This window comes from Klebsiella oxytoca (assembly GCF_009707385.1).
GTDB classification, from domain to species: domain Bacteria; phylum Pseudomonadota; class Gammaproteobacteria; order Enterobacterales; family Enterobacteriaceae; genus Klebsiella; species Klebsiella oxytoca_C.
Map to the genome: position 1 here is coordinate 1966128 of NZ_CP046115.1, position 23286 is coordinate 1989413.

Annotated in this window: 18 protein-coding genes; 17 read left to right on the forward strand and 1 reads right to left on the reverse strand. The window is 54.4% G+C overall.

Translation table 11 applies throughout. From position 1 onward, the window contains the following. Window positions 1-15 precede the first annotated feature (15 nt). The 13 genes from GJ746_RS09070 to GJ746_RS09130 all read left to right on the forward strand — a co-directional run bounded on the left by GJ746_RS09070 (window position 16) and on the right by GJ746_RS09130 (window position 15122). On the forward strand, window positions 16-708 hold the full coding sequence (locus GJ746_RS09070) for a DUF421 domain-containing protein (protein WP_154679899.1): 693 nt from the start codon (window positions 16-18) through the stop codon (window positions 706-708). 186 nt (window positions 709-894) lie between these two features. Next, window positions 895-1983 (forward strand): 3-phosphoserine/phosphohydroxythreonine transaminase, encoded by a 1089-nt coding sequence (serC, locus tag GJ746_RS09075; protein WP_154679900.1) that lies wholly within the window; start codon window positions 895-897, stop codon window positions 1981-1983. 72 nt (window positions 1984-2055) lie between these two features. Beyond that, window positions 2056-3339 (forward strand): 3-phosphoshikimate 1-carboxyvinyltransferase, encoded by a 1284-nt coding sequence (gene aroA / locus GJ746_RS09080; protein WP_154679901.1) that lies wholly within the window; start codon window positions 2056-2058, stop codon window positions 3337-3339. 314 nt (window positions 3340-3653) lie between these two features. Next, entirely contained in the window at window positions 3654-4337 is a 684-nt protein-coding gene (gene cmk, locus GJ746_RS09085) for a (d)CMP kinase (RefSeq protein WP_004100701.1), read from the forward strand. Between the two features lie 136 nt (window positions 4338-4473). Beyond that, on the forward strand, window positions 4474-6147 hold the full coding sequence (gene rpsA / locus GJ746_RS09090; protein WP_154679902.1) for a 30S ribosomal protein S1: 1674 nt from the start codon (window positions 4474-4476) through the stop codon (window positions 6145-6147). 155 nt (window positions 6148-6302) lie between these two features. Continuing rightward, a complete protein-coding gene (ihfB, locus tag GJ746_RS09095; RefSeq protein WP_004100704.1) occupies window positions 6303-6590 on the forward strand; it encodes an integration host factor subunit beta in 288 nt (95 codons plus the stop codon). 216 nt (window positions 6591-6806) lie between these two features. Further along, window positions 6807-9062 carry a ComEC family protein gene (locus GJ746_RS09100; protein ID WP_154679903.1) on the forward strand — a complete coding sequence of 752 codons (2256 nt, stop codon included), beginning with the start codon at window positions 6807-6809 and terminating at the stop codon, window positions 9060-9062. Between the two features lie 45 nt (window positions 9063-9107). After that, window positions 9108-10856, forward strand: coding sequence for a lipid A ABC transporter ATP-binding protein/permease MsbA (gene msbA, locus GJ746_RS09105; RefSeq protein ID WP_154679904.1), 1749 nt, complete (start codon window positions 9108-9110; stop codon window positions 10854-10856). After that, window positions 10853-11833: a tetraacyldisaccharide 4'-kinase gene (gene lpxK, locus GJ746_RS09110; RefSeq protein WP_154679905.1), complete on the forward strand. Its 981-nt coding sequence runs from the start codon at window positions 10853-10855 to the stop codon at window positions 11831-11833. The genes msbA and lpxK overlap by 4 nt, the downstream gene beginning before the upstream one ends. 46 nt (window positions 11834-11879) lie before the next feature. After that, window positions 11880-13109, forward strand: coding sequence for a winged helix-turn-helix domain-containing protein (locus GJ746_RS09115; protein ID WP_154679906.1), 1230 nt, complete (start codon window positions 11880-11882; stop codon window positions 13107-13109). 52 nt (window positions 13110-13161) lie between these two features. Beyond that, window positions 13162-13344: a protein YcaR gene (gene ycaR / locus GJ746_RS09120; RefSeq protein ID WP_110275150.1), complete on the forward strand. Its 183-nt coding sequence runs from the start codon at window positions 13162-13164 to the stop codon at window positions 13342-13344. Further along, entirely contained in the window at window positions 13341-14087 is a 747-nt protein-coding gene (kdsB, locus tag GJ746_RS09125) for a 3-deoxy-manno-octulosonate cytidylyltransferase (RefSeq protein WP_154679907.1), read from the forward strand. Before ycaR ends, kdsB begins: the two co-directional genes overlap by 4 nt. 141 nt (window positions 14088-14228) lie before the next feature. Further along, on the forward strand, window positions 14229-15122 hold the full coding sequence (locus GJ746_RS09130; protein WP_154679908.1) for a YcbJ family phosphotransferase: 894 nt from the start codon (window positions 14229-14231) through the stop codon (window positions 15120-15122). Here the strand turns inward: GJ746_RS09130 and elyC are convergent. After that, window positions 15099-15878, reverse strand: a complete 780-nt coding sequence (gene elyC, locus GJ746_RS09135) for an envelope biogenesis factor ElyC (protein ID WP_154679909.1) — start codon at window positions 15876-15878, stop codon at window positions 15099-15101. The two genes, GJ746_RS09130 and elyC, sit on opposite strands and share 24 nt — an antisense overlap. Window positions 15879-15999: 121 nt before the next feature. Between elyC and cmoM the strand changes: the two genes are divergently transcribed. Genes cmoM through mukB form a run of 4 tightly spaced genes read left to right on the forward strand, consistent with a single transcriptional unit; the run spans window position 16000 to window position 23238 of the window. Then, complete coding sequence (gene cmoM / locus GJ746_RS09140; protein ID WP_154679910.1) at window positions 16000-16779, forward strand: tRNA uridine 5-oxyacetic acid(34) methyltransferase CmoM; 780 nt, start codon at window positions 16000-16002, stop codon at window positions 16777-16779. Window positions 16780-16782: 3 nt separating this feature from the next. Further along, window positions 16783-18105, forward strand: coding sequence for a chromosome partition protein MukF (mukF, locus tag GJ746_RS09145; RefSeq protein WP_154679911.1), 1323 nt, complete (start codon window positions 16783-16785; stop codon window positions 18103-18105). Continuing rightward, window positions 18086-18790 carry a chromosome partition protein MukE gene (gene mukE / locus GJ746_RS09150; protein ID WP_004100725.1) on the forward strand — a complete coding sequence of 235 codons (705 nt, stop codon included), beginning with the start codon at window positions 18086-18088 and terminating at the stop codon, window positions 18788-18790. The genes mukF and mukE overlap by 20 nt, the downstream gene beginning before the upstream one ends. Further along, window positions 18790-23238, forward strand: a complete 4449-nt coding sequence (gene mukB, locus GJ746_RS09155; RefSeq protein WP_154679912.1) for a chromosome partition protein MukB — start codon at window positions 18790-18792, stop codon at window positions 23236-23238. Before mukE ends, mukB begins: the two co-directional genes overlap by 1 nt. The last annotated feature ends 48 nt before the right edge of the window (window positions 23239-23286 follow it).

Sequence of the window (23286 nt, forward strand, 5' to 3'; positions counted from 1 at the left end):
GTTCAGGCGTTAACCATGAAGACATTTGACTGGCATCGTATGGCACTGGATAAAGTGCCCGTGGAATTTCTGGCCGAGGTGGCATTACGAAGCCTTTATACCTTTGTATTAGTATTTATTTTTCTCAAAATAACCGGACGGCGCGGCGTTCGCCAGATGTCCCTGTTCGAAGTCCTTATTATTTTAACCCTGGGTTCCGCAGCGGGTGATGTCGCGTTTTATGATGATGTTCCTATGCTGCCGGTGCTGGCGGTTTTTATCACCCTGGCCATTCTTTATCGGTTAATTATGTGGCTTATGGGGCATAGCGAAAAACTGGAGGATTTACTTGAAGGCAAACCGATTATTGTTGTTGAAAACGGTGAACTAGCCTGGGAGAAACTTCAGGCGGAAAACATGACCGAATTTGAGTTTTTTATGGAGCTTAGAACCAGCGGGGTTGAGCAGCTGGGACAGGTACGGTTAGCTATTCTGGAGACCAACGGACAGATAAGCCTGTATTACTATGCGAATGAAGATGTTAAAGCCGGACTGTCTATTCTTCCTTCCCGCTTTACCGCGCGTTTTACCACCATACCTCAGGATGATGAGTATGCCTGCGTTCGCTGTAGCGCAATCCTTGCGCTACGAGCCGGAGATAAACAATTATGCCCTCGCTGCGCAAATGCAGAATGGTCGAAGGTCAGCCGGGCAAAAAGAGTCACCTGACAGCAATTATGTCGGTTTTATGCCGTCAAGCTGGCACATTGTTTTGTGTGAGCGAAGCCGCATTTCCCTGAGGTTCAGTTTTAGCGATTGCGGTACGTGTCACTGGATGATAAAACCGATAGCCACAGGAATAACTTATACCCGCGACGGTTCGCGGGTAAATTACATAGCAAGTGGTGAGGGGAAATGGCTCAGGTCTATAACTTCAGTTCAGGCCCGGCAATGCTGCCGGCGGAAGTACTCAAACTGGCACAAAAGGAACTGTGCGACTGGAACGGTTTGGGGACGTCGGTGATGGAAATCAGCCACCGTGGTAAAGAGTTCATTAAGGTGGCTGAAGAAGCGGAACAGGATTTTCGCTCCCTGCTCAATATTCCTTCAAATTATAAAGTCTTATTCTGCCACGGCGGTGGTCGCGGACAGTTTGCTGGTATTCCGCTAAACCTGCTTGGTGATAAAACCGTTGCCGACTACGTTGACGCTGGCTACTGGGCAGCCAGCGCGGTTAAAGAAGCGCATAAATACTGCAAACCGAACGTTATTGACGCCAAAATCACCGTTGACGGACAGCGAGCGGTTAAACCGATGAGCGAATGGCAGTTGACTCCGGGCGCGGCCTATCTGCACTACTGCCCGAACGAAACTATCGATGGTATCGCCATTGAAGAAACGCCTGATTTTGGCGACGATGTCATCGTGACGGCGGATTTTTCCTCGACTATTTTGTCTCGTGAAATTGACGTAAGCCGTTATGGCGTAATCTACGCAGGCGCGCAGAAAAACATCGGTCCTGCTGGCCTGACGCTGATTATTGTGCGTGAGGATCTGCTGGGCAAAGCCAGCGTTGCCTGTCCGTCGATTCTTGATTACTCCATTCTGTCTGCCAACGATTCTATGTTTAACACGCCGCCGACATTTGCCTGGTATCTCTCCGGCCTGGTGTTTAAATGGCTGAAAGAGCAGGGCGGCGTTGCCGCTATGGATAAAATTAATCAGCAGAAATCCGATTTGCTGTATAGCACCATCGATAACAGCGGTTTCTATCGTAACGATGTCGCTACTGCTAACCGCTCGCGCATGAACGTGCCGTTCCAGCTGGCGGATAGCGCGCTTGACAAACTGTTCCTCGAAGAGTCTTTTGCTGCCGGTCTGCATGCGCTGAAAGGCCATCGCGTCGTGGGCGGTATGCGCGCTTCCATCTATAACGCCATGCCGTTGGCGGGCGTGAAGGCCCTGACCGACTTTATGCAGGACTTCGAACGCCGTCACGGTTAATCGCGGTCGTCATTTTCATCCCCGCAGCCCTTTTGCGGGGTTTTTATTCTGTTTGTTTGAGAGTTTAGTTTAATGGAATCCCTGACGTTACAACCCATCGCACGCGTAGATGGCACTATTAACCTGCCCGGGTCCAAGAGTGTCTCTAACCGAGCCTTGCTGCTGGCGGCTTTAGCCCGTGGCACCACGGTGCTGACCAATCTGCTGGATAGCGACGATGTACGCCATATGCTGAATGCCCTGAGCGCGCTGGGAGTTCATTACAACCTGTCCTCCGATCGTACTCGCTGTGAAGTTATCGGCAACGGTGGCCCTCTGCAGGCGGGTGAAGAATTAGAACTGTTCCTCGGTAATGCCGGAACGGCAATGCGTCCGCTGGCGGCTGCCTTATGTCTGGGCAGTAACAATATTGTGCTGACCGGCGAGCCGCGGATGAAAGAGCGGCCGATTGGTCACCTGGTTGACGCGCTGCGTCAGGGTGGGGCGCAGATTGATTATCTGGAACAAGAAAACTATCCTCCGCTGCGCCTGCGCGGTGGTTTTAGCGGCGGTCAGGTTGAGGTTGACGGTAGCGTTTCCAGCCAGTTTCTGACCGCGCTGCTGATGACTGCCCCATTGGCGCCTCAGGATACCGTCATCGCCATTAAAGGCGACCTGGTTTCCAAACCTTATATTGATATTACGCTGCACCTGATGAAAACGTTCGGCGTTGAGGTTGAAAATCAGTCTTACCAGCATTTCATCGTGCGCGGCAATCAACACTATCATTCGCCTGGCGACTATCTGGTTGAAGGTGATGCTTCTTCAGCGTCCTATTTCCTCGCCGCTGGCGCGATTAAAGGCGGAACGGTTAAAGTCACCGGTATCGGTCGCAACAGCGTCCAGGGCGACATTCGGTTTGCCGATGTGCTGGAAAAAATGGGCGCAACCATCACCTGGGGCGATGATTATATCGCCTGCACGCGTGGCGAACTGAACGCTATTGATATGGATATGAATCATATCCCGGATGCCGCGATGACCATCGCCACGGCAGCCCTGTTCGCCAAAGGGACCACGACTCTGCGCAACATCTATAACTGGCGCGTCAAGGAGACCGACCGCCTGTTTGCGATGGCCACGGAGCTGCGTAAAGTCGGGGCTGAGGTTGAAGAGGGGGAAGATTACATTCGTATCACGCCGCCTGTGAAGCTCCAGTTTGCTGAAATCGGTACCTATAACGACCACCGAATGGCAATGTGTTTCTCGCTGGTGGCGCTTTCCGATACGCCGGTAACGATCCTTGACCCGAAGTGTACGGCGAAAACTTTCCCGGATTACTTCGAGCAGCTTGCGCGAATTAGTACGCTGGCCTGAATGTTGCGAGTGTAATGTAAAAACGCCGGCCAATCAGTCGGCGTTTTTTACGTACGTTTGTCGGACACTGGCCTTATAGGTCCATCGAGAGCTGGCTGCTGGCGCAACGTTTCAATAAACCGCCTCGCGATGGATTAAAAGTAAAACTACGTCATCTTTCGTTTGCCGCTCAATCAACCCGCTATAATTGCACGATTATTCCGCATTACATTTCCTGTAATCCGTAATTTATAAGCAGTACTCACTTTCCGCCGTATAGATGCGTATAATGCGCGGCGTTTATATATTTATGCGCCTTGCTGAAGGAGAAAAAGATGACGGCAACTGTTCCGGTAATCACCATTGATGGGCCTGGCGGTGCGGGCAAAGGCACTTTATGCAAGGCAATGGCAGAGACGCTGGGCTGGCATCTGCTTGATTCAGGAGCTATTTATCGCGTTCTTGCTCTCGCTGCCTTGCATCATCATGTTGATGTTGAATCCGAAGAGGCTTTAGTGCCGCTGGCCGCGCATCTGGATGTGCGTTTCGTCTCTACTGACGGTAGCCTTGAGGTTATTCTGGAGGGCGAGGATGTTAGCGCCGAAATTCGTACTCAGGATGTTGCCAACACGGCGTCAAAAGTCGCCGCTTTTCCACGCGTGCGTGAAGCATTACTGCGCCGTCAGCGAGCCTTCCGTGAACTGCCCGGTTTGATCGCCGACGGACGCGATATGGGAACCGTAGTATTCCCCGATGCGCCGGTGAAAATTTTCCTTGACGCTTCCGCGGAAGAACGTGCGCATCGCCGCATGCTTCAGTTGCAGGAGAAGGGCTTTAGTGTTAACTTTGATCGCCTTTTATCCGAGATAAAAGAGCGCGACGATCGCGATCGCAATCGCACGGTGGCGCCGCTTATCCCGGCAGCCGATGCTTTAGTTCTTGATTCAACGGAACTAAACATTGAGCAAGTGATTGAAAAAGCGCTACAATATGCGCGCGAAAAACTGGCTTCCGCTTAATCTTATCGTCGATAAAGCACAATAGCCTCCGAATTATAGCAGTACCCCGCAGCAATGGAGTGTTAGCGGGTATGTTAAACAACCCCATCCGGCATGGAGCCTGGTGGACGTTAAATATGAAACCTGAAGATTAAACATGACTGAATCTTTTGCTCAACTATTTGAAGAATCCTTAAAAACAATCGAAACCCGTCCGGGTTCCATCGTTCGTGGTGTTGTTGTTGCTATCGACAAAGATGTAGTACTGGTTGACGCCGGTCTGAAATCTGAGTCTGCCATTCCGGCAGAGCAGTTCAAAAACGCCCAGGGCGAGCTGGAAATCCAGGTTGGTGACGAAGTTGACGTTGCTCTGGATGCAGTAGAAGACGGCTTCGGTGAAACCCTGCTGTCCCGTGAGAAAGCTAAACGTCACGAAGCTTGGATCACGCTGGAAAAAGCTTACGAAGACGCTGAAACTGTAGTCGGTGTTATCAACGGCAAAGTTAAAGGTGGCTTCACTGTTGAGCTGAATGGTATTCGTGCGTTCCTGCCGGGCTCCCTGGTAGACGTTCGTCCGGTGCGCGATACGCTGCACCTGGAAGGCAAAGAGCTTGAATTCAAAGTCATCAAGCTGGACCAGAAACGTAACAACGTTGTTGTTTCTCGTCGTGCCGTTATCGAATCCGAAAACAGCGCAGAGCGCGATCAGCTGCTGGAAAACCTGCAGGAAGGCATGGAAGTTAAAGGTATCGTTAAGAACCTCACTGACTACGGTGCATTCGTTGATCTGGGCGGCGTTGACGGCCTGCTGCACATTACCGATATGGCATGGAAACGCGTTAAGCATCCGAGCGAAATCGTAAACGTTGGCGACGAAATCACTGTTAAAGTGCTGAAGTTCGACCGCGAACGTACTCGTGTATCTCTTGGCCTGAAACAGCTGGGCGAAGATCCGTGGGTAGCTATCGCTAAACGTTATCCGGAAGGTACCAAACTGACCGGTCGCGTAACCAACCTGACCGACTACGGCTGCTTCGTTGAAATCGAAGAAGGCGTTGAAGGCCTGGTTCACGTTTCCGAAATGGATTGGACCAACAAAAACATCCACCCGTCCAAAGTTGTTAACGTTGGCGATGTAGTGGAAGTTATGGTTCTGGATATCGACGAAGAGCGTCGTCGTATCTCCCTGGGCCTGAAGCAGTGCAAAAACAACCCATGGCAGCAGTTCGCGGAAACCCACAACAAGGGCGACCGTGTTGAAGGTAAAATCAAGTCTATCACTGACTTCGGTATCTTCATCGGCCTGGACGGCGGCATCGACGGCCTGGTTCACCTGTCTGACATCTCCTGGAACGTTGCAGGCGAAGAAGCAGTTCGTGAATACAAAAAAGGCGACGAAATCGCAGCAGTTGTTCTGCAGGTTGACGCAGAGCGTGAGCGTATCTCTCTGGGCGTTAAGCAGCTCGCAGAAGATCCGTTCAACAACTGGGTTGCACTGAACAAGAAAGGCGCAATCGTAAACGGTAAAGTGACTGCAGTTGACGCTAAAGGCGCAACCGTAGAACTGGCTGATGGCGTTGAAGGTTACCTGCGCGCTTCTGAAGCTTCCCGTGACCGCGTTGAAGATGCAACTCTGGTTCTGAGCGTTGGCGACGACGTTGAAGCTAAATTCACCGGCGTTGATCGTAAGAACCGCGCAATCAGCCTGTCTGTTCGCGCGAAAGACGAAGCTGATGAGAAAGATGCAATCGCAACTGTTAACAAACAGGAAGATGCAAACTTCTCTAACAACGCAATGGCTGAAGCTTTCAAAGCAGCTAAAGGCGAGTAATCTTAGTCTTTCGGGTTACAACAACCTGAATTATGACGAGTTTACTTGACAGATTGCAGGTTTCGTCCTGTAATCAAGCCAAGCACAAAGGGCGGCTACGGCCGCCCTTGTTTAAGCTGTTAGCTAATTTTGCCTTGAAGGAAACCGGAGGAATAATGACCAAGTCAGAATTGATAGAAAGACTTGCCAGCCAGCAATCTCACATTCCTGCGAAAGCAGTGGAAGATGCTGTTAAAGAAATGCTGGAGCATATGGCCTCAACGCTTGCTCAAGGCGAGCGCATTGAAATCCGCGGTTTCGGCAGCTTCTCTCTGCATTATCGAGCACCACGCACCGGGCGTAACCCCAAGACTGGCGATAAAGTTGAACTGGAAGGTAAATACGTTCCGCACTTTAAGCCGGGCAAAGAATTACGTGACCGCGCCAATATTTACGAAGAGTAAGTTTCGCCGAGCTGCGACAACATACTGGACGTTAAAAAAGCACCTTCGGGTGCTTTTTTTATGCCTTAAAATCTATCTTTGAATTTTCCTCGCAAAACGCAGGCCCTTTTCCGGCAACAGCAAAAACTCTCTGGATAGCGCGCCGCATTTCCCTTTTGTCCTCAGAGACACGCTCTCTTTTTAGCGTAACACTTCTCTCCTGACAGGGAGGTGTTAATGCGTTTACCACAACTTGCGGGCTGCGTGATCATTGCTATCCTGCCGCTGCTCTGGTTACCCATTTTACCCGGACGGTTTGTCATATGGACAATCATTATCTTTGCTCTACTTATTGCGCAATGTCGTCGTAGACCCGCGCAATATACGGCATTGATGATGCTATTTTTGGTCTGGGGCTTACTCAGCGCCAGGCAGGCGCTATGGCCAATGGAAATGTTAACCGACAGAAATCTGCAGGCTGAAGTTGAGCTGATTGCGACTGACGGACAGACAGCTCATCAGGGCCGGATTATTCGTCTGGACGGGCGACGGCTGTTTCCTGCGCCAGGCATAAGCCTGTATGGCAACTATCTGCCAGAACCCCCCTGTGCCGGTCAGATTTGGACAATGACGCTTCGTGCGCGTCCGGTGCATGGTCAGCTCAACGACGGCGGGTTCGATAGCCAACGTTATGCGTTATCGCAGCATCGCCCGTTAACCGGGCGCTTTATCACTGCTGAAGTGCGGGAACGAAAATGTAGTTTGCGCGCACGCTATCTGACATCGCTAACGCAAACGCTGACTGCGTTGCCGTGGCAAACGGTGATATTGGGATTAGGCATGGGCGAACGTCTGGCGGTACCTCGTGAGATCAAGACTCTGATGCAGGAAACCGGCACATCGCACCTGATGGCGATTTCGGGCTTACATATTGCGTTAGGGGCTTCTTTGGGCTGGTTGTTACTCAGGGGAGTGCAGTTCTTTCTCCCATGCCGCTGGGTCAGTTGGCGAGCACCGCTGCTTATTGGACTGGCATGCGCATTTTTCTATGCCGGGCTAACCGGTATGCAGCCACCCGCGCTGCGTACCTGCGTTGCGCTGGCAGTCGGCTGCCTGCTTCGACTATCGGGAAAACGCTGGTCGCCGTGGCAAATATGGCTCTGCTGCCTCGGTGCGATACTGTTTGCCGACCCGCTTTCGGTGCTATCTGAAAGCCTCTGGCTTTCCGCATTTGCCGTTGCGGCGCTTATCTTCTGGTATCAGCTGGCGCCGATGCCGGGTGGTAAAAGGCACTGGCTTCTGCGGCAAAGCATTGCGCTATGCCATCTGCAGATTGGATTGATGTTCTTACTCGCGCCCCTGCAGATTGCTCTCTTTCACGGCATCAGCTTAACGTCCGTGATCGCCAATTTTATCGCCGTGCCGTTGGTGACATTTGTCGTTGTCCCACTGATTCTGACAGGCATGTTTCTCCATCTCTGCGGGCCGCTGATTATTGAGATGGCCATGTGGCAATCCGCAGACCGTATTCTGGCTGCGTTATTCTGGTCATTACGGCAGCTGCCGCCCGGTTGGCTGGACGTAGATGGCCGCTGGCTTGGGATAAGCATACTGCCATGGCTGACGTTAATAGTCTGGCGCTTCCATGCGTGGCGCAAATTGCCGGCGTTTTGTTTAGGTTGTTTCACGCTGCTGAGCTGGCCATTCTGGCGCAATAGCGTTGCCGATGAATGGCGAGTTACGATGCTGGATGTGGGACAGGGGCTGGCTATGGTGATTGAGCGGCAGGGCGCGGCCCTTCTCTACGATACCGGGCTTGCCTGGCCAGACGGAGACAGCGGCCAGCAAATTATTATTCCCTGGCTGCGCTGGCATCATTTGCAGCTTGAAGGCATAGTTCTTAGCCACGAGCATCTCGATCATCGCGGCGGACTGAATTCAGTATTAAAAGCATGGCCCCGGATATGGGTGCGTAGCCCGTTAGGCTGGGCAGGGCATTTAGCGTGCCAGCGCGGAGAGGTCTGGCAATGGCGGGGCTTAACCTTTCGTGCCCTGTGGCCTTTACCCGGAGCAACAAAGCAGGGGAACGATCGTTCTTGCGTGGTGCGAATTGATGATGGAAAGCACAGCATTCTGCTGACCGGGGATATCGAAACGCCTGCAGAACAGGCGATGATTAGCCGCTACTGGCAGCATCTTGCGTCTACAATTATTCAGGTTCCGCATCACGGAAGTAACACCTCTTCGGGAATAGCCTTACTGCGGAGCGTTGCCGGAGAAGCGGCACTCGCTTCGGCTTCCCGTTATAACGCATGGCGGATGCCATCAACGAAAGTGCAGCAGCGCTACCGAAAACAGGGTTATCGATGGTTCGACACCCCTCATCTGGGGCAAATTACGGTTATATTTTCCCCAGATGGCTGGCAAATCCATGGCTTACGAGATGATGTTTTGCCTCGTTGGTATCATCAGTGGTTTGGCGGGAACGCGTAGAACGGGTAGAATATGCGGCTATTTCAACATAAGCTGGTTTATTGAATGCAGAACGATAAAGATCTCTCCACGTGGCAGACCTTCCGCCGACTCTGGCCGATTATAGCGCCGTTTAAACCCGGGCTAATCGTCGCAGCGGTAGCGTTAGTGCTTAACGCGGCTAGTGATACCTTCATGCTATCGCTTCTTAAACCGTTACTGGATGATGGTTTTGGTAAAACGGATCGCTCGGTGCTGATATGGATGCCGCTGGTGGTGATCGGATTGATGATTCTGCGCGGCATCACCAGCTACGTTTCGAGCTACTGTATCTCATGGGTTTCCGGCAAAGTTGTTATGACAATGCGCCGTCGTTTATTCAGCCATATGATGGGGATGCCGGTTGCCTTTTTTGACAAACAGTCCACCGGGACGCTGTTATCGCGTATCACCTATGATTCTGAGCAGGTTGCATCTTCCTCTTCCAGCGCGCTGATTACCGTCGTGCGTGAAGGTGCGTCGATTATTGGCCTGTTCGCTATGATGTTTTATTACAGCTGGCAGCTGTCATTGATTCTCATTGTTCTGGCGCCGATCGTATCCGTGGCAATTCGCGTGGTCTCGAAGCGTTTTCGTAATATCAGCAAAAATATGCAGAACACCATGGGTCAGGTGACTACCAGCGCAGAGCAGATGCTGAAAGGGCATAAAGAAGTGCTGATGTTTGGCGGCCAGGAGGTAGAAACCAAACGGTTTGATAAAGTCAGCAATAAGATGCGCCTGCAGGGGATGAAAATGGTCTCCGCGTCATCAATCTCAGACCCGATTATTCAGCTGATTGCTTCTCTGGCGCTGGCATTCGTGCTCTACGCGGCGAGCTTCCCTAGCGTGATGGAGACGCTGACGGCCGGGACAATTACCGTGGTCTTCTCCTCGATGATCGCCCTGATGCGCCCGCTGAAATCGCTGACTAACGTTAACGCGCAGTTCCAGCGCGGGATGGCCGCCTGTCAGACGCTTTTCGCAATTCTTGACTCCGAGCAGGAAAAAGATGAAGGCAAGCGGGTAATTGAGCGCGCGAAGGGCAACCTCGAATTTAAAAACGTTACCTTCAGATATCCGGGACGTGAAGTCGCTGCGCTGCGCAACATCGATCTGAATATTCCGGAAGGAAAGACCGTGGCCCTCGTAGGGCGTTCTGGGTCGGGCAAATCGACCATCGCCAGCCTGATCACGCGTTTTTACGATGTCGATGACGGACAGATTTTACTGGATGGTCACGATCTACGCGAATATACGCTGAGCTCCTTACGCGATCAGGTCGCGCTGGTGTCGCAAAACGTCCATCTTTTTAATGATACCGTGGCGAATAATATCGCCTATGCGCGTACCGAAGAGTACAGCCGTGAACAGATAGAAGAAGCGGCTCGTATGGCTTATGCCATGGATTTCATCAATAAAATGGACAATGGTCTGGATACGATTATCGGTGAAAATGGCGTAATGCTATCAGGCGGTCAGCGCCAGCGTATCGCTATCGCTCGTGCGCTGCTGCGTAACAGTCCAATACTGATTCTCGACGAAGCAACGTCGGCGTTGGACACCGAATCTGAACGCGCTATTCAGGCCGCACTCGACGAACTGCAGAAAAACCGCACCTCGTTGGTTATCGCCCACCGCCTGTCGACGATTGAACAGGCTGACGAGATCGTGGTGGTGGAAGACGGTCAGATCGTTGAACGCGGCAGCCATATCGACCTGCTGGAGCATAAAGGCGTTTACGCTCAGCTGCATAAGATGCAGTTCGGCGCATGATTGCTCGCATCTGGTCCGGTGAGTCTCCCTTATGGCGGCTGCTGCTTCCGCTCTCCTGGCTGTATGGCCTGGTGAGCGGATTAATAAGGCTTAGCTATAAGCTGGGGTGGAGAAAGGCCTGGCGAGCGCCGGTCCCGGTGGTGGTGGTGGGTAATCTGACCGCTGGCGGCAATGGCAAAACGCCGGTTGTCGTCTGGCTGGTGGAACAACTCCAGCAGCGCGGTATTCGCATTGGCGTCGTTTCACGCGGTTACGGCGGTAAAGCGGCAAGCTATCCGCTGCTGCTTAATGCCGATACCCGCACTGCGGAAGCGGGCGATGAGCCGGTGCTGATTTACCAGCGAACCGGCGCGCCGGTTGCTGTCTCACCAGTGCGTAGCGATGCGGTAAAGGCTCTTTTGGCTGCCAACGAGCTCCAGCTTATCGTCACTGATGATGGCCTGCAGCATTATAAGCTGGCGCGTGACAAAGAAATTGTGGTGATTGACGGCGTGCGCCGTTTTGGTAACGGCTGGTGGCTACCCGCAGGCCCCATGCGCGAACGCGCTTCGCGTTTACGCAGCGTGGATGCGGTGATCGTTAACGGCGGTATCGCTCATGCTGGCGAGATACCGATGCAGCTTCGCCCGGGTCAGGCGGTGAATCTATTGACCGGTGAACGTCAGGACGTGGCGGCCTTTGAGAATGTGGTGGCAATGGCTGGAATCGGTCACCCGCCGCGTTTTTTCGCTACCCTTGAAAGCTGCGGTGTACGGCCGGTAAAAACCGTCGCCTTAGCCGACCATCAGGCGCTGACACCGAGCGATGTTGCCGCGCTGGCGACGTCGCAGCAAACTTTGCTGATGACCGAAAAAGATGCGGTGAAGTGTCGCGAGTTTGCGCAGGCAAACTGGTGGTATCTTCCGGTCGACGCGATAATGACAGATGAACGCGCACAGCGGTTGCTCACGGACTTAGTTACGCTGGCGCAACGCTAAATTTGGTCAATGCCGCTTGCGCCGGAGCCCTTAACGGAGAACCTGCATGCCGGTATTGTCCCTCTCGCTCAAAGAAGCCCGCCACCTCCATCTTGCCGCACAGGGGCTGCTGAAAAAGCCCCGCCGTCGCGCGCGGCCCGAGGATATTCTGCAGACCATCAAGCAGATGTCTTTACTGCAAATCGACACCATCAACGTTGTTGCCCGTAGCCCGTACCTGGTGCTTTTTAGTCGTCTGGGAAATTATCCGCAGGACTGGCTGGACGAAGCGCTTCGCGCAGGTGAACTGATGGAGTACTGGGCGCATGAAGCCTGTTTCTTACCAAGGAGCGACTTTTCGCTGGTTCGTCACCGCATGCTGACGCCGGATAAAATGGGCTGGAAATATCACCAGGCGTGGATGACCGAGCACGCTTCTGGTATTCAGGAACTGCTGACGCATATCGCTGAAAACGGACCCGTTCGCTCGGCTGACTTCGAGCATCCGCGTAAAGGCGCCAGCGGATGGTGGGAGTGGAAACCCCATAAGCGTCACCTTGAAGGTTTATTCACCGCTGGTGAAGTGATGGTTATTGAACGGCGAAATTTTCAGCGCGTTTACGACCTGACGCAGCGGGTGATGCCCGACTGGGACGATGAGCGAGATGGGCTCTCTCAGGAGCAGGCCGAAGCGATTATGTTACGCAATAGCGCCCGCAGTCTGGGGATTTTTCGCGTGCAGTGGTTGGCGGATTATTATCGACTGCGTCAGCCCTTTCTTCCGCTGCTGCTGGCGAATTGGCAGGAGGAAGGGCTGGTGGTGCCGGTGAATGTTGAAGCGCTGGGCGAAATGTGGCTCCACCGCGATGCGCTAACTCTGCTGGAGTCAGCGCCCGGCGGCAGGCTTACCGCCAGCCACAGCGCGGTGCTCTCGCCTTTCGACCCGGTGGTATGGGACCGTAAACGTGCTGAACAGCTGTTTAATTTTACCTATCGGCTGGAGTGCTACACGCCCGCGCCGAAACGTCAGTACGGCTATTTTGTCTTGCCGCTGCTGCATCAGGGGAGGCTGGTAGGCAGAATGGATAGCAAGATGCACCGTAAAACCGGCATTCTGGAAATTATCGCCTTGTGGCTGGAGGATGGCGTTAAGGTAACGTCGGGGCTTGAAAAGGGGCTTAAACGAGCCATTGATGATTTTGCCCTCTGGCAAAACGCTACGCGGGTGGTCTGTGGACGGCTGCCGGAGGAACTGTTTGCCGGGCAGCGACAAGGTTGGGAAATTTACGCCGCCTGAGCTGGCGTGTGATATGCTGCTGAAGAATCTATTCGGTCCATCTGGAGGAATCATGGATCATCGTTTACTTGAAATTATCGCCTGTCCGGTTTGTAACGGTAAGCTGTATTACAGCCAGGATAAGCAAGAACTGATCTGCAAACTTGATAGTCTGGCTTTTCCGCTGCGTGACGGTATTCCCGTACTGCTGGAAACTGAAGCCCGCCCGCTTGCCGTAGAAGAGAGCCAGTCATGAGTTTCGTGGTTATTATCCCCGCGCGCTTTGCTTCCACTCGTCTGCCGGGAAAACCGCTTCAGGATATCAACGGCAAACCGATGATTGTCCACGTTCTGGAGCGCGCTCGCGAATCCGGAGCCGATCGTATTATCGTCGCTACCGATCATGCAGACGTGGCCCGAGCGGTGGAAGCCGCCGGCGGTGAAGTCTGCATGACGCGTGAAGATCATCAGTCAGGCACTGAACGCTTGGCCGAGGTTGTCGAAAAATGCGCCTTCAGCGATGACACCATCATTGTAAATATCCAGGGCGATGAGCCGATGATCCCGCCGGCGATCGTGCGTCAGGTGGCGGAGAACCTGGCTGCCAGCACGAGCGGTATGGCAACGTTGGCGGTGCCTGTCCATGATGCGGAAGAGGCGTTTAATCCGAATGCGGTGAAAGTCGTCATGGATTCAGAGGGCTACGCGCTCTACTTCTCCCGCGCCACTATTCCGTGGGATCGCGATCGTTTCGCTAAATCCCGTGACGCTATTGGTGATTCTCTACTGCGTCATATCGGGATTTATGGCTATCGCGCCGGTTTTATCCGTCGCTACGTGAGCTGGGCGCCGAGCCCGCTAGAGCAAATTGAGATGCTCGAGCAGCTGCGCGTACTGTGGTATGGCGAAAAAATCCATGTCGCGGTGGCGGAGGTCGTGCCTGGCACCGGCGTTGATACGCCGGAAGATCTGGAACGCGTTCGCGCGGAGCTGCGTTAATCCCCCCATCCCCTCCATCAGGAGGGGATATCCTCAGGTCTTTTTTCCATACTTTTTTACGCCTATTTTGATCTCACCCGATGACAACCCCGTCACAGGCGCTCATTATTAAAACGGTAGTGTTCATAGGGGTAATCTGAAATGGAACAGTTGCGTACCGAGCTGAGTCACCTGTTGGGTGAAAAACTCAGCCGCGTAGAGTGCGTCAGCGAGAGACCCTCGTCGGCGCTGTGGTCGCTATACGATGCACACGGAAACCCAATGCCGCTGCTGGCGCGTAGTTTTACAACGCCGGGCGTAGCCCGCCAGCTGGCGTGGAAGATATCGACTCTCGCACGAAGCGGTACCGTCCGGATGCCGGTTGTCTACGGTGTGATGACGCACGAAGAGCACCCTGGCCCCGATGTTCTGCTGATCGAACGACTTCGCGGCGTCTCGGTTGAAGCCCCCGCCCGTACGCCGGAACGCTGGGAGCAATTGCAGGAGCAGATAGTGGAAGCTCTGCTGGCCTGGCACCGCCATGATAGCGGCGGCTGCGTTGGTATGGTTGATAGCACCCAGGAAAACCTCTGGCCGCACTGGTATCGCCAGCGCGTAGAGGTACTCTGGAGCACGCTGAATCTGTACCAGGATACCGGCCTGACGATGCAGGATAAACGCATTTTATTCCGCACTCGCGAATGCCTCGAAGATTTATTTAAAGATTTCAATGATAACTGCGTGCTGGTACACGGTAGCTTCACGCTGCGCAGCATGCTGAAAGATCCGCGCAGCGATCAGCTGTTAGCGATGGTGGGACCGGGCATGGTGCTCTGGGCACCGCGGGAATACGAGCTATTCCGTCTGGTTGATAGCGGCCAGGAAGAGCAGCTACTGTGGCACTATCTCCGCCGGGCGCCAGTAGCGGAAGCGTTTCTCTGGCGACGCTGGCTGTATTTGTTGTGGGATGAAGTCGATAATCTGGTCAATACCGGACGCTTTGAGCGCGCCCGGTTTGATCTGGCGGCAAAGTCAATTCTGCCCTGGCTCGCCTGATGCCCCTTTGAGCCATTGCCAGATACGGCCCAGCGTTTCGTAACCGACCCGATCGCTATGCATTAACCATACAGGAGAGGGAATTGCCTGTTCCCATAGGTTGAGCGGTGACTCAATTGCCAACTGGTTGGCCGGTGCGGGTAGGGGAGTCAGCCCGGCATGGCGAAAGAATATCATCGCCCGCGGCAGATGAGAGGCGGATGTCACCAGCAGGAAAGGCGCATTGCCTATGGCCTCTTTTACCGCAGCGGCTTCCTCTTCGGTATCTTTAGGTTTATCCAGGACGATGATTTCGCTGCGCGGAATGCCCAGACTCTCTGCCACTCTGGCTCCGGCTTCGGCGGTGCTGACGGGATTAGTTTTTGCCGCTGCGCCGGTAAAAATGAGTTTCGAGCCCGGGTTTTCGTACCACAGGCGGATCCCTTCCGTCAGACGGGGTAGACTATTGTTAATAAGATTTGAGCTGGGCGCCCAGTTTGGGTTCCAGGTATAGCCCCCGCCAAGAACAACGACGTACTGTACGCGCTCTTCACTTCGCCACGTTGGGTATTTATCTTCAATCGGTTTTAACAAACTATCGGCTACCGGCTGCAGGCTCAACAGCAGCAATAGCAGCCAGCCGAGACTGACGCAGAGCTTACCGGTGCGCTGAAAACGACTAAACCACAGCAGCGCGATCCCAAACGCAATGAACAGCAGCAGCAGGGGAAGCGGCAGCATCATACCGCCTAAAACCTTTTTCAGCGTAAAAAGCATGCCGGATGGTTCCTTTTTTAACCACATAACCAAAGATATAGTCGGATCTTACAACAGATCGCTTCATTCTCCGCGCGGGTATGACAAAATAGCGGCTTTGTGTTGGCTTGTGGAGTCACCCGTGCAGGATCGTAATTTCGATGATATTGCGGAAAAGTTTTCGCGCAATATATATGGCACCACCAAAGGCCAGCTGCGGCAGGCGATCCTCTGGCAGGATCTGCAACCGCTGCTGAACCAGCTGGGGCCAGGGCCATTGCGAGTTCTGGACGCGGGCGGCGGCGAAGGGCAAACGGCGATTAAAGTGGCGGAAATGGGCCATCACGTCACCTTATGCGATCTCTCAGGTGAAATGGTGGCTCGCGCCCGGCAGGCGGCTGCCGATAAAGGTGTGATCGACAACATGCATTTTGTACAATGCGCGGCTCAGGATATTGCACAGCATTTGGAAAGTTCTGTCGATCTGATACTGTTTCATGCGGTGCTGGAATGGGTAGCCGAACCACAGGAGATGCTGCGTACGCTGTGGTCAGTGTTGCGCCCCGGCGGCGCGTTGTCGCTTATGTTCTACAATGCTAACGGTCTGTTGATGCACAATATGGTTGCCGGAAATCTCGACTATGTACAAATCGGTATGCCAAAAAAGAAAAAACGCACGCTGTCACCAGACTACCCGCGCGATCCGCAGCAGGTTTATGGCTGGCTGGAAGAGATTGGCTGGCAGATCGCCGGAAAGACCGGCGTGCGGGTGTTTCATGATTATCTGCGTGAAAAACACCAACAGCACGACAAATTTGCGGCGTTGCTGGAGCTGGAAACGCGCTACTGTCGCCAGGAGCCGTATATTAGCTTAGGCCGTTATATTCACGTCACCGCGCTTAAGCCGCAGATGCAAGGATAAACTATGAGTGAATTTTCCCAGACAGTCCCCGAACTGGTTGCCTGGGCCAGGAAAAATGATTTTTCTATTTCGCTACCGGTCGACAGACTCTCTTTTCTGCTGGCGATTGCCACGCTGAACGGTGAGCGGATGGAAGGGGAAATGACCGAGGGAGAACTGGTGGACGCGTTCCGCCACGTGAGTGATGCGTTTGAGCAGACCAGCGAAACCATCAGCCAGCGCGCCAATAATGCCATTAATGATATGGTGCGCCAGCGTCTGCTGAACCGCTTTACCAGCGAAATCACCGAAGGTAACGCTATTTATCGCCTGACGCCGTTGGGGATTGGGATCACCGATTACTATATTCGCCAGCGTGAGTTTTCCACCCTGCGCCTGTCGATGCAGCTATCAATCGTGGCCGGTGAACTCAAGCGTGCCGCCGACTCGGCGGAAGAGGGCGGCGATGAGTTCCACTGGCATCGCAACGTTTTCGCCCCGCTGAAGTACTCGGTAGCGGAAATTTTCGACAGTATTGACCTGACTCAGCGGATCATGGATGAACAGCAGCAGCTGGTGAAAGATGATATTGCCCAGCTGTTGAATAAAGACTGGCGGGCGGCGATTTCCAGCTGTGAGCTGCTGCTGTCTGAAACCTCCGGTACCCTGCGCGAGCTGCAGGATACGCTGGATGCGGCGGGCGATAAGCTGCAGGCGAACCTGCTGCGTATTCAGGACTCGACCATGGCGCACGACGATCTGAATTTTATCGATCGTCTGGTGTTCGATCTACAAAGCAAACTGGACCGCATCGTTAGCTGGGGTCAGCAGGCGATTGACCTGTGGATCGGTTACGATCGCCACGTACATAAATTTATTCGTACCGCGATCGATATGGACAAAAACCGCGTCTTCGCCCAGCGTCTACGCCAGTCGGTACAGACCTACTTTGATGCTCCCTGGGCGCTGACCCACGCGAATGCCGATCGTCTGCTTGATATGCGCGACGAAGAGATGGCGCTGCATGATGAAGAGGTTACCGGGGAACTTCCGGCAGATCTGGAGTACGAAGAGTTTAACGAAATTCGTGAACAGCTGGCGGCGCTGATAGAGGGGCAGCTGGTGGTCTATAAAGAAAAGGGGCTGCCGCTGGATCTTGGTCTGGTAGTACGCGAATATCTGTCGCAGTATCCGCGCGCACGCCACTTTGATGTCGCGCGCATTGTGGTTGACCAGGCGGTACGCTTGGGCGTAGCGCAAGCAGATTTCACCGGACTGCCGGCAAAATGGCAGCCGATTAATGATTACGGAGCCAAGGTACAGGCGCATGTCATCGACAAATATTGAACAAGTGATGCCGGTTAAACTGGCGCAAGCGTTGGCTAATCCGTTATTTCCGGCGCTGGATAGCGCCCTGCGCGCGGGCCGTCATATCGGCCTTGACGAGCTGGATAATCACGCATTTTTGATGGATTTTCAGGATTACCTGGAAGAGTTTTATGCTCGCTATAACGTCGAGCTGATCCGCGCGCCGGAGGGATTTTTCTATCTGCGCCCGCGTTCGACCACGCTAATTCCGCGATCGGTGCTTTCCGAGCTGGATATGATGGTGGGTAAAATTCTCTGCTATCTCTATCTTAGCCCGGAGCGCCTGGCGAATGAAGGCATCTTCACCCAGCAGGAGCTTTACGACGAGCTGCTGACTCTGGCGGATGAAGCCAAGCTGCTGAAGCTGGTCAATAACCGTTCTACCGGCTCAGACCTTGACCGCCAGAAGCTGCAGGAAAAAATGCGCGCCTCGCTCAACCGCCTGCGCCGCCTTGGCATGGTGTGGTTTATGGGCCACGACAGCAGCAAATTCCGCATTACCGAATCGGTGTTTCGCTTCGGCGCTGACGTTCGCGCCGGCGACGATCCGCGCGAAGCGCAGCTGCGCATGATCCGCGATGGTGAAGCGATGGCGCTGGAAAATCGTCTGCAGCTCAATGATGAGAATGAAGAGAATCAGCCGGATAGCGGGGAGGAAGAGTAATGATTGAACGCGGTAAATTTCGCTCGCTGACGCTGGTTAACTGGAACGGTTTTTTTGCCCGCACCTTTGATCTTGATGAACTGGTGACCACCCTTTCGGGCGGTAACGGCGCAGGTAAGTCGACTACCATGGCCGCTTTCGTGACGGCCCTGATCCCGGACCTGACGCTGCTGCACTTCCGTAACACCACCGAAGCTGGGGCCACCAGTGGTTCGCGTGATAAAGGTCTGCACGGTAAGCTGCGCGCCGGGGTCTGTTATTCGGTGCTGGACGTTATCAACTCTCGTCATCAGCGGGTAGTCGTCGGGGTGCGCCTGCAGCAGGTTGCCGGTCGCGATCGGAAAGTCGATATCAAACCTTTCGCGATTCAGGGTCTGCCAACCTCTATTCAGCCGACTCAGCTGTTAACCGAAACCCTTAACGAGCGCCAGGCGCGGGTGGTGACGCTCAACGAGCTGAAAGATAAGCTCGAAGCGATAGAAGGGGTGCAGTTCAAGCAGTTCAACTCGATCACCGAATATCACTCGCTGATGTTTGATTTGGGCGTGGTGGCGCGTCGTTTGCGTTCTGCCTCGGACCGTAGCAAGTACTATCGCCTGATCGAAGCGTCGCTGTACGGCGGCATTTCAAGCACCATCACCCGCTCGCTGCGCGACTACCTGCTGCCGGAAAACAGCGGCGTGCGTAAAGCATTCCAGGATATGGAAGCGGCGCTGCGTGAAAACCGCATGACCCTGGAAGCGATTCGCGTGACGCAGTCGGACCGCGATCTCTTCAAGCATCTGATCAGCGAAGCCACCAACTACGTTGCCGCCGACTATATGCGCCACGCGAACGAGCGGCGTATTCATCTCGACAAAGCGCTGGAATATCGTCGCGATCTGTTCACATCCCGGGCTCAGCTCGCCGCAGAGCAGTACAAACATGTCGATATGGCCCGCGAACTGCAGGAACATAACGGTGCGGAAGGCGATCTGGAAGCCGATTATCAGGCCGCCAGCGACCATCTGAACCTGGTACAGACCGCGCTGCGTCAGCAGGAAAAAATTGAGCGCTATGAAGCGGATCTTGATGAACTGCAGATCCGCCTTGAAGAGCAAAATGAAGTCGTAGCGGAAGCGGTTGAGCAGCAAGAAGAAAACGAAGCCCGCGCTGAAGCCGCTGAGCTGGAAGTCGATGAGCTGAAAAACCAGCTTGCCGACTATCAGCAGGCGCTGGATGTGCAGCAGACGCGCGCCATTCAGTATAACCAGGCGCTGCAGGCGCTGGAACGAGCAAAAACACTTTGTCATCTGCCGGATTTAACCCCGGAAAGCGCTGACGAGTGGCTGGAGACTTTCCAGGCCAAAGAGCAGGAAGCGACGGAGAAAATGCTGTCGCTGGAACAGAAAATGAGCGTGGCGCAAACCGCGCACAGCCAGTTCGAACAGGCATACCAGCTGGTGGCGGAGATCAACGGCCCGCTGGCGCGTAATGAAGCCTGGAACGTGGCGCGTGAGCTGCTGCGCGAAGGCGTTAATCAACGCCATCAGGCTGAACAGGCGCACGGGCTGCGCAGTCGTCTGACCGAGCTTGAACAGCGCCTGCGTGAACAGCAGGATGCTGAACGCCAGCTCAATGAATTCTGCAAGCGGCAGGGCAAACGCTACGATATCGACGAGCTTGAAGCTCTGCATCAGGAGCTGGAGGCCCGCATCGCGTCGCTTTCTGACAGCGTCTCTTCCGCCAGCGAACGGCGGATGACCCTGCGTCAGGAGCTGGAACAGCTGCAATCGCGCACTCAAACTCTGATGCGTCGCGCCCCAATCTGGCTGGCGGCGCAAAACAGCCTGAATCAGCTGTGCGAGCAGAGCGGCGAGCAGTTTGAGTCCAGCCAGGAGGTCACCGAATATCTCCAGCAGCTGCTTGAGCGTGAACGCGAAGCTATCGTAGAACGCGATGAAGTCGGCGCTCGCAAACGCGCGATCGACGATGAAATTGAGCGTCTTAGCCAGCCGGGCGGTTCGGAAGATCAGCGCCTCAACGCGCTGGCGGAACGTTTTGGCGGCGTGCTGCTATCGGAAATCTACGATGACGTTAGCCTCGATGATGCGCCGTATTATTCTGCGCTGTACGGCCCTTCACGTCACGCTATTGTAGTTCCGGACCTGTCGCTCATCGCGGAGCAGCTGGAAGGACTGGAAGATTGTCCTGAAGATCTCTATCTGATCGAAGGGGATCCGCAGTCGTTTGATGACAGCGTATTCAGCGTCGATGAGCTGGAAAAAGCGGTTGTTGTTAAAATTGCCGATCGTCAGTGGCGCTATTCGCGCTTTCCGTCGCTGCCGTTGTTTGGCCGCGCTGCCCGTGAAAGCCGCGTAGAAACGCTGCACGCCGAACGCGAAAGCCTGTCCGAGCGTTTTGCGACGTTATCTTTCGATGTGCAGAAAACCCAGCGCCTGCATCAGGCGTTTAGCCGCTTTATCGGCAATCATCTGGCGGTTGCTTTTGAGGATGATCCGGAAGAAGAAATCCGCAAACTGAATACTCGTCGCGGCGAACTGGAGCGGGCGCTGAGCGCCCATGAGAGCGATAACCAGCAGAATCGGGTGCAGTATGAGCAGGCGAAAGAGGGCGTATCCGCTCTGAACCGCCTGCTGCCGCGCCTTAACCTGCTGGCCGACGATTCGCTGGCCGATCGCGTGGATGAGATCCAGGAGCGGCTTGACGAAGCGCAGGAAGCCGCGCGCTTCGTGCAGCAGCATGGTAATCAGCTGGCAAAGCTGGAGCCGATCGTTTCCGTTCTGCAGAGCGACCCGGAGCAGTTTGAGCAGCTGAAAGAAGATTACGCGTATTCGCAGCAGACCCAGCGCGACGCGCGTCAGCAGGCGTTTGCGCTGACCGAAGTGGTGCAGCGTCGCGCCCACTTTAGCTACTCCGATTCAGCAGAGATGCTAAGCGGTAATAGCGATCTGAACGAGAAGCTGCGTCAGCGTCTGGAGCAGGCGGAAGCGGAACGTGCCCGTACCCGCGAAGCGCTGCGCACCCACGCCGCGCAGCTCAACCAGTACCATCAGGTGCTGGCATCGCTGAAAAGCTCCTACGACACCAAAAAAGAGCTGCTTAACGACCTGCACAAAGAGCTTAAGGATATTGGCGTACGCGCCGATGCCGGTGCGGAAGAGCGCGCCCGCCTGCGTCGCGATGAGCTCCACGCTCAGCTCAGCAACAACCGAGCGCGACGTAACCAGCTTGAGAAAGCGTTGACTTTCTGCGAAGCGGAAATGGATAACCTGACCCGTAAGCTGCGTAAGCTGGAGCGTGATTATTGCGAAATGCGCGAACAGGTGGTCAGTGCCAAAGCGGGCTGGTGTGCGGTCATGCGTCTGGTAAAAGACAACGGCGTGGAACGTCGTCTGCATCGTCGTGAGCTGGCTTATCTTTCGGCTGATGAGCTGCGCTCAATGTCGGATAAGGCGCTGGGGGCGCTGCGTCTGGCGGTATCGGATAACGAACATCTGCGCGATGTGCTGCGTATTTCTGAAGATCCGAAACGTCCGGAACGCAAAATCCAGTTCTTTGTCGCCGTTTATCAGCATCTGCGCGAGCGTATTCGCCAGGATATTATTCGTACCGACGATCCGGTGGAAGCGATTGAGCAGATGGAGATCGAGCTTAGCCGTCTGACGGAAGAGTTGACCAACCGCGAGCAGAAGCTGGCCATCAGCTCCCGCAGCGTAGCCAACATTATCCGCAAGACTATCCAGCGCGAACAAAACCGTATCCGCATGCTCAACCAGGGGCTGCAGAGCGTCTCATTCGGCCAGGTCAACAGCGTACGTCTGAACGTCAACGTCCGGGAAACCCACTCGATGCTGCTGGACGTGCTGTCTGAACAGCATGAACAGCATCAGGACCTGTTCAACAGTAATCGTCTGACCTTCTCGGAGGCGCTGGCGAAGCTGTATCAGCGCCTGAATCCGCAAATCGACATGGGGCAGCGTACGCCGCAGACCATCGGTGAAGAGCTGCTGGACTACCGCAACTATCTGGAGATGGAAGTGGAAGTTAACCGTGGATCCGACGGCTGGCTGCGCGCTGAATCCGGTGCGCTATCGACCGGTGAGGCCATCGGTACCGGGATGTCGATTCTGGTTATGGTGGTGCAGAGCTGGGAAGATGAATCTATGCGCCTGCGCGGCAAGGATATTTCTCCATGTCGTTTGCTGTTCCTTGATGAGGCGGCGCGTCTGGATGCCCGCTCTATCGCCACGCTGTTTGAACTGTGCGATCGTCTGGAGATGCAGCTGATTATCGCGGCGCCGGAAAATATCAGTCCGGAAAAAGGCACCACCTATAAACTGGTACGTAAAGTGGTGAATAATCACGAGCATGTTCATGTGGTAGGGCTGCGTGGGTTCGCGCCACAGCTGCCCGAAACCCTGCCGGGAACGGCAAATGCTTCGTAAAATTGTTCGCTAATCAGTCAAAGGGCGACATCATGTCGCCCTTTATGT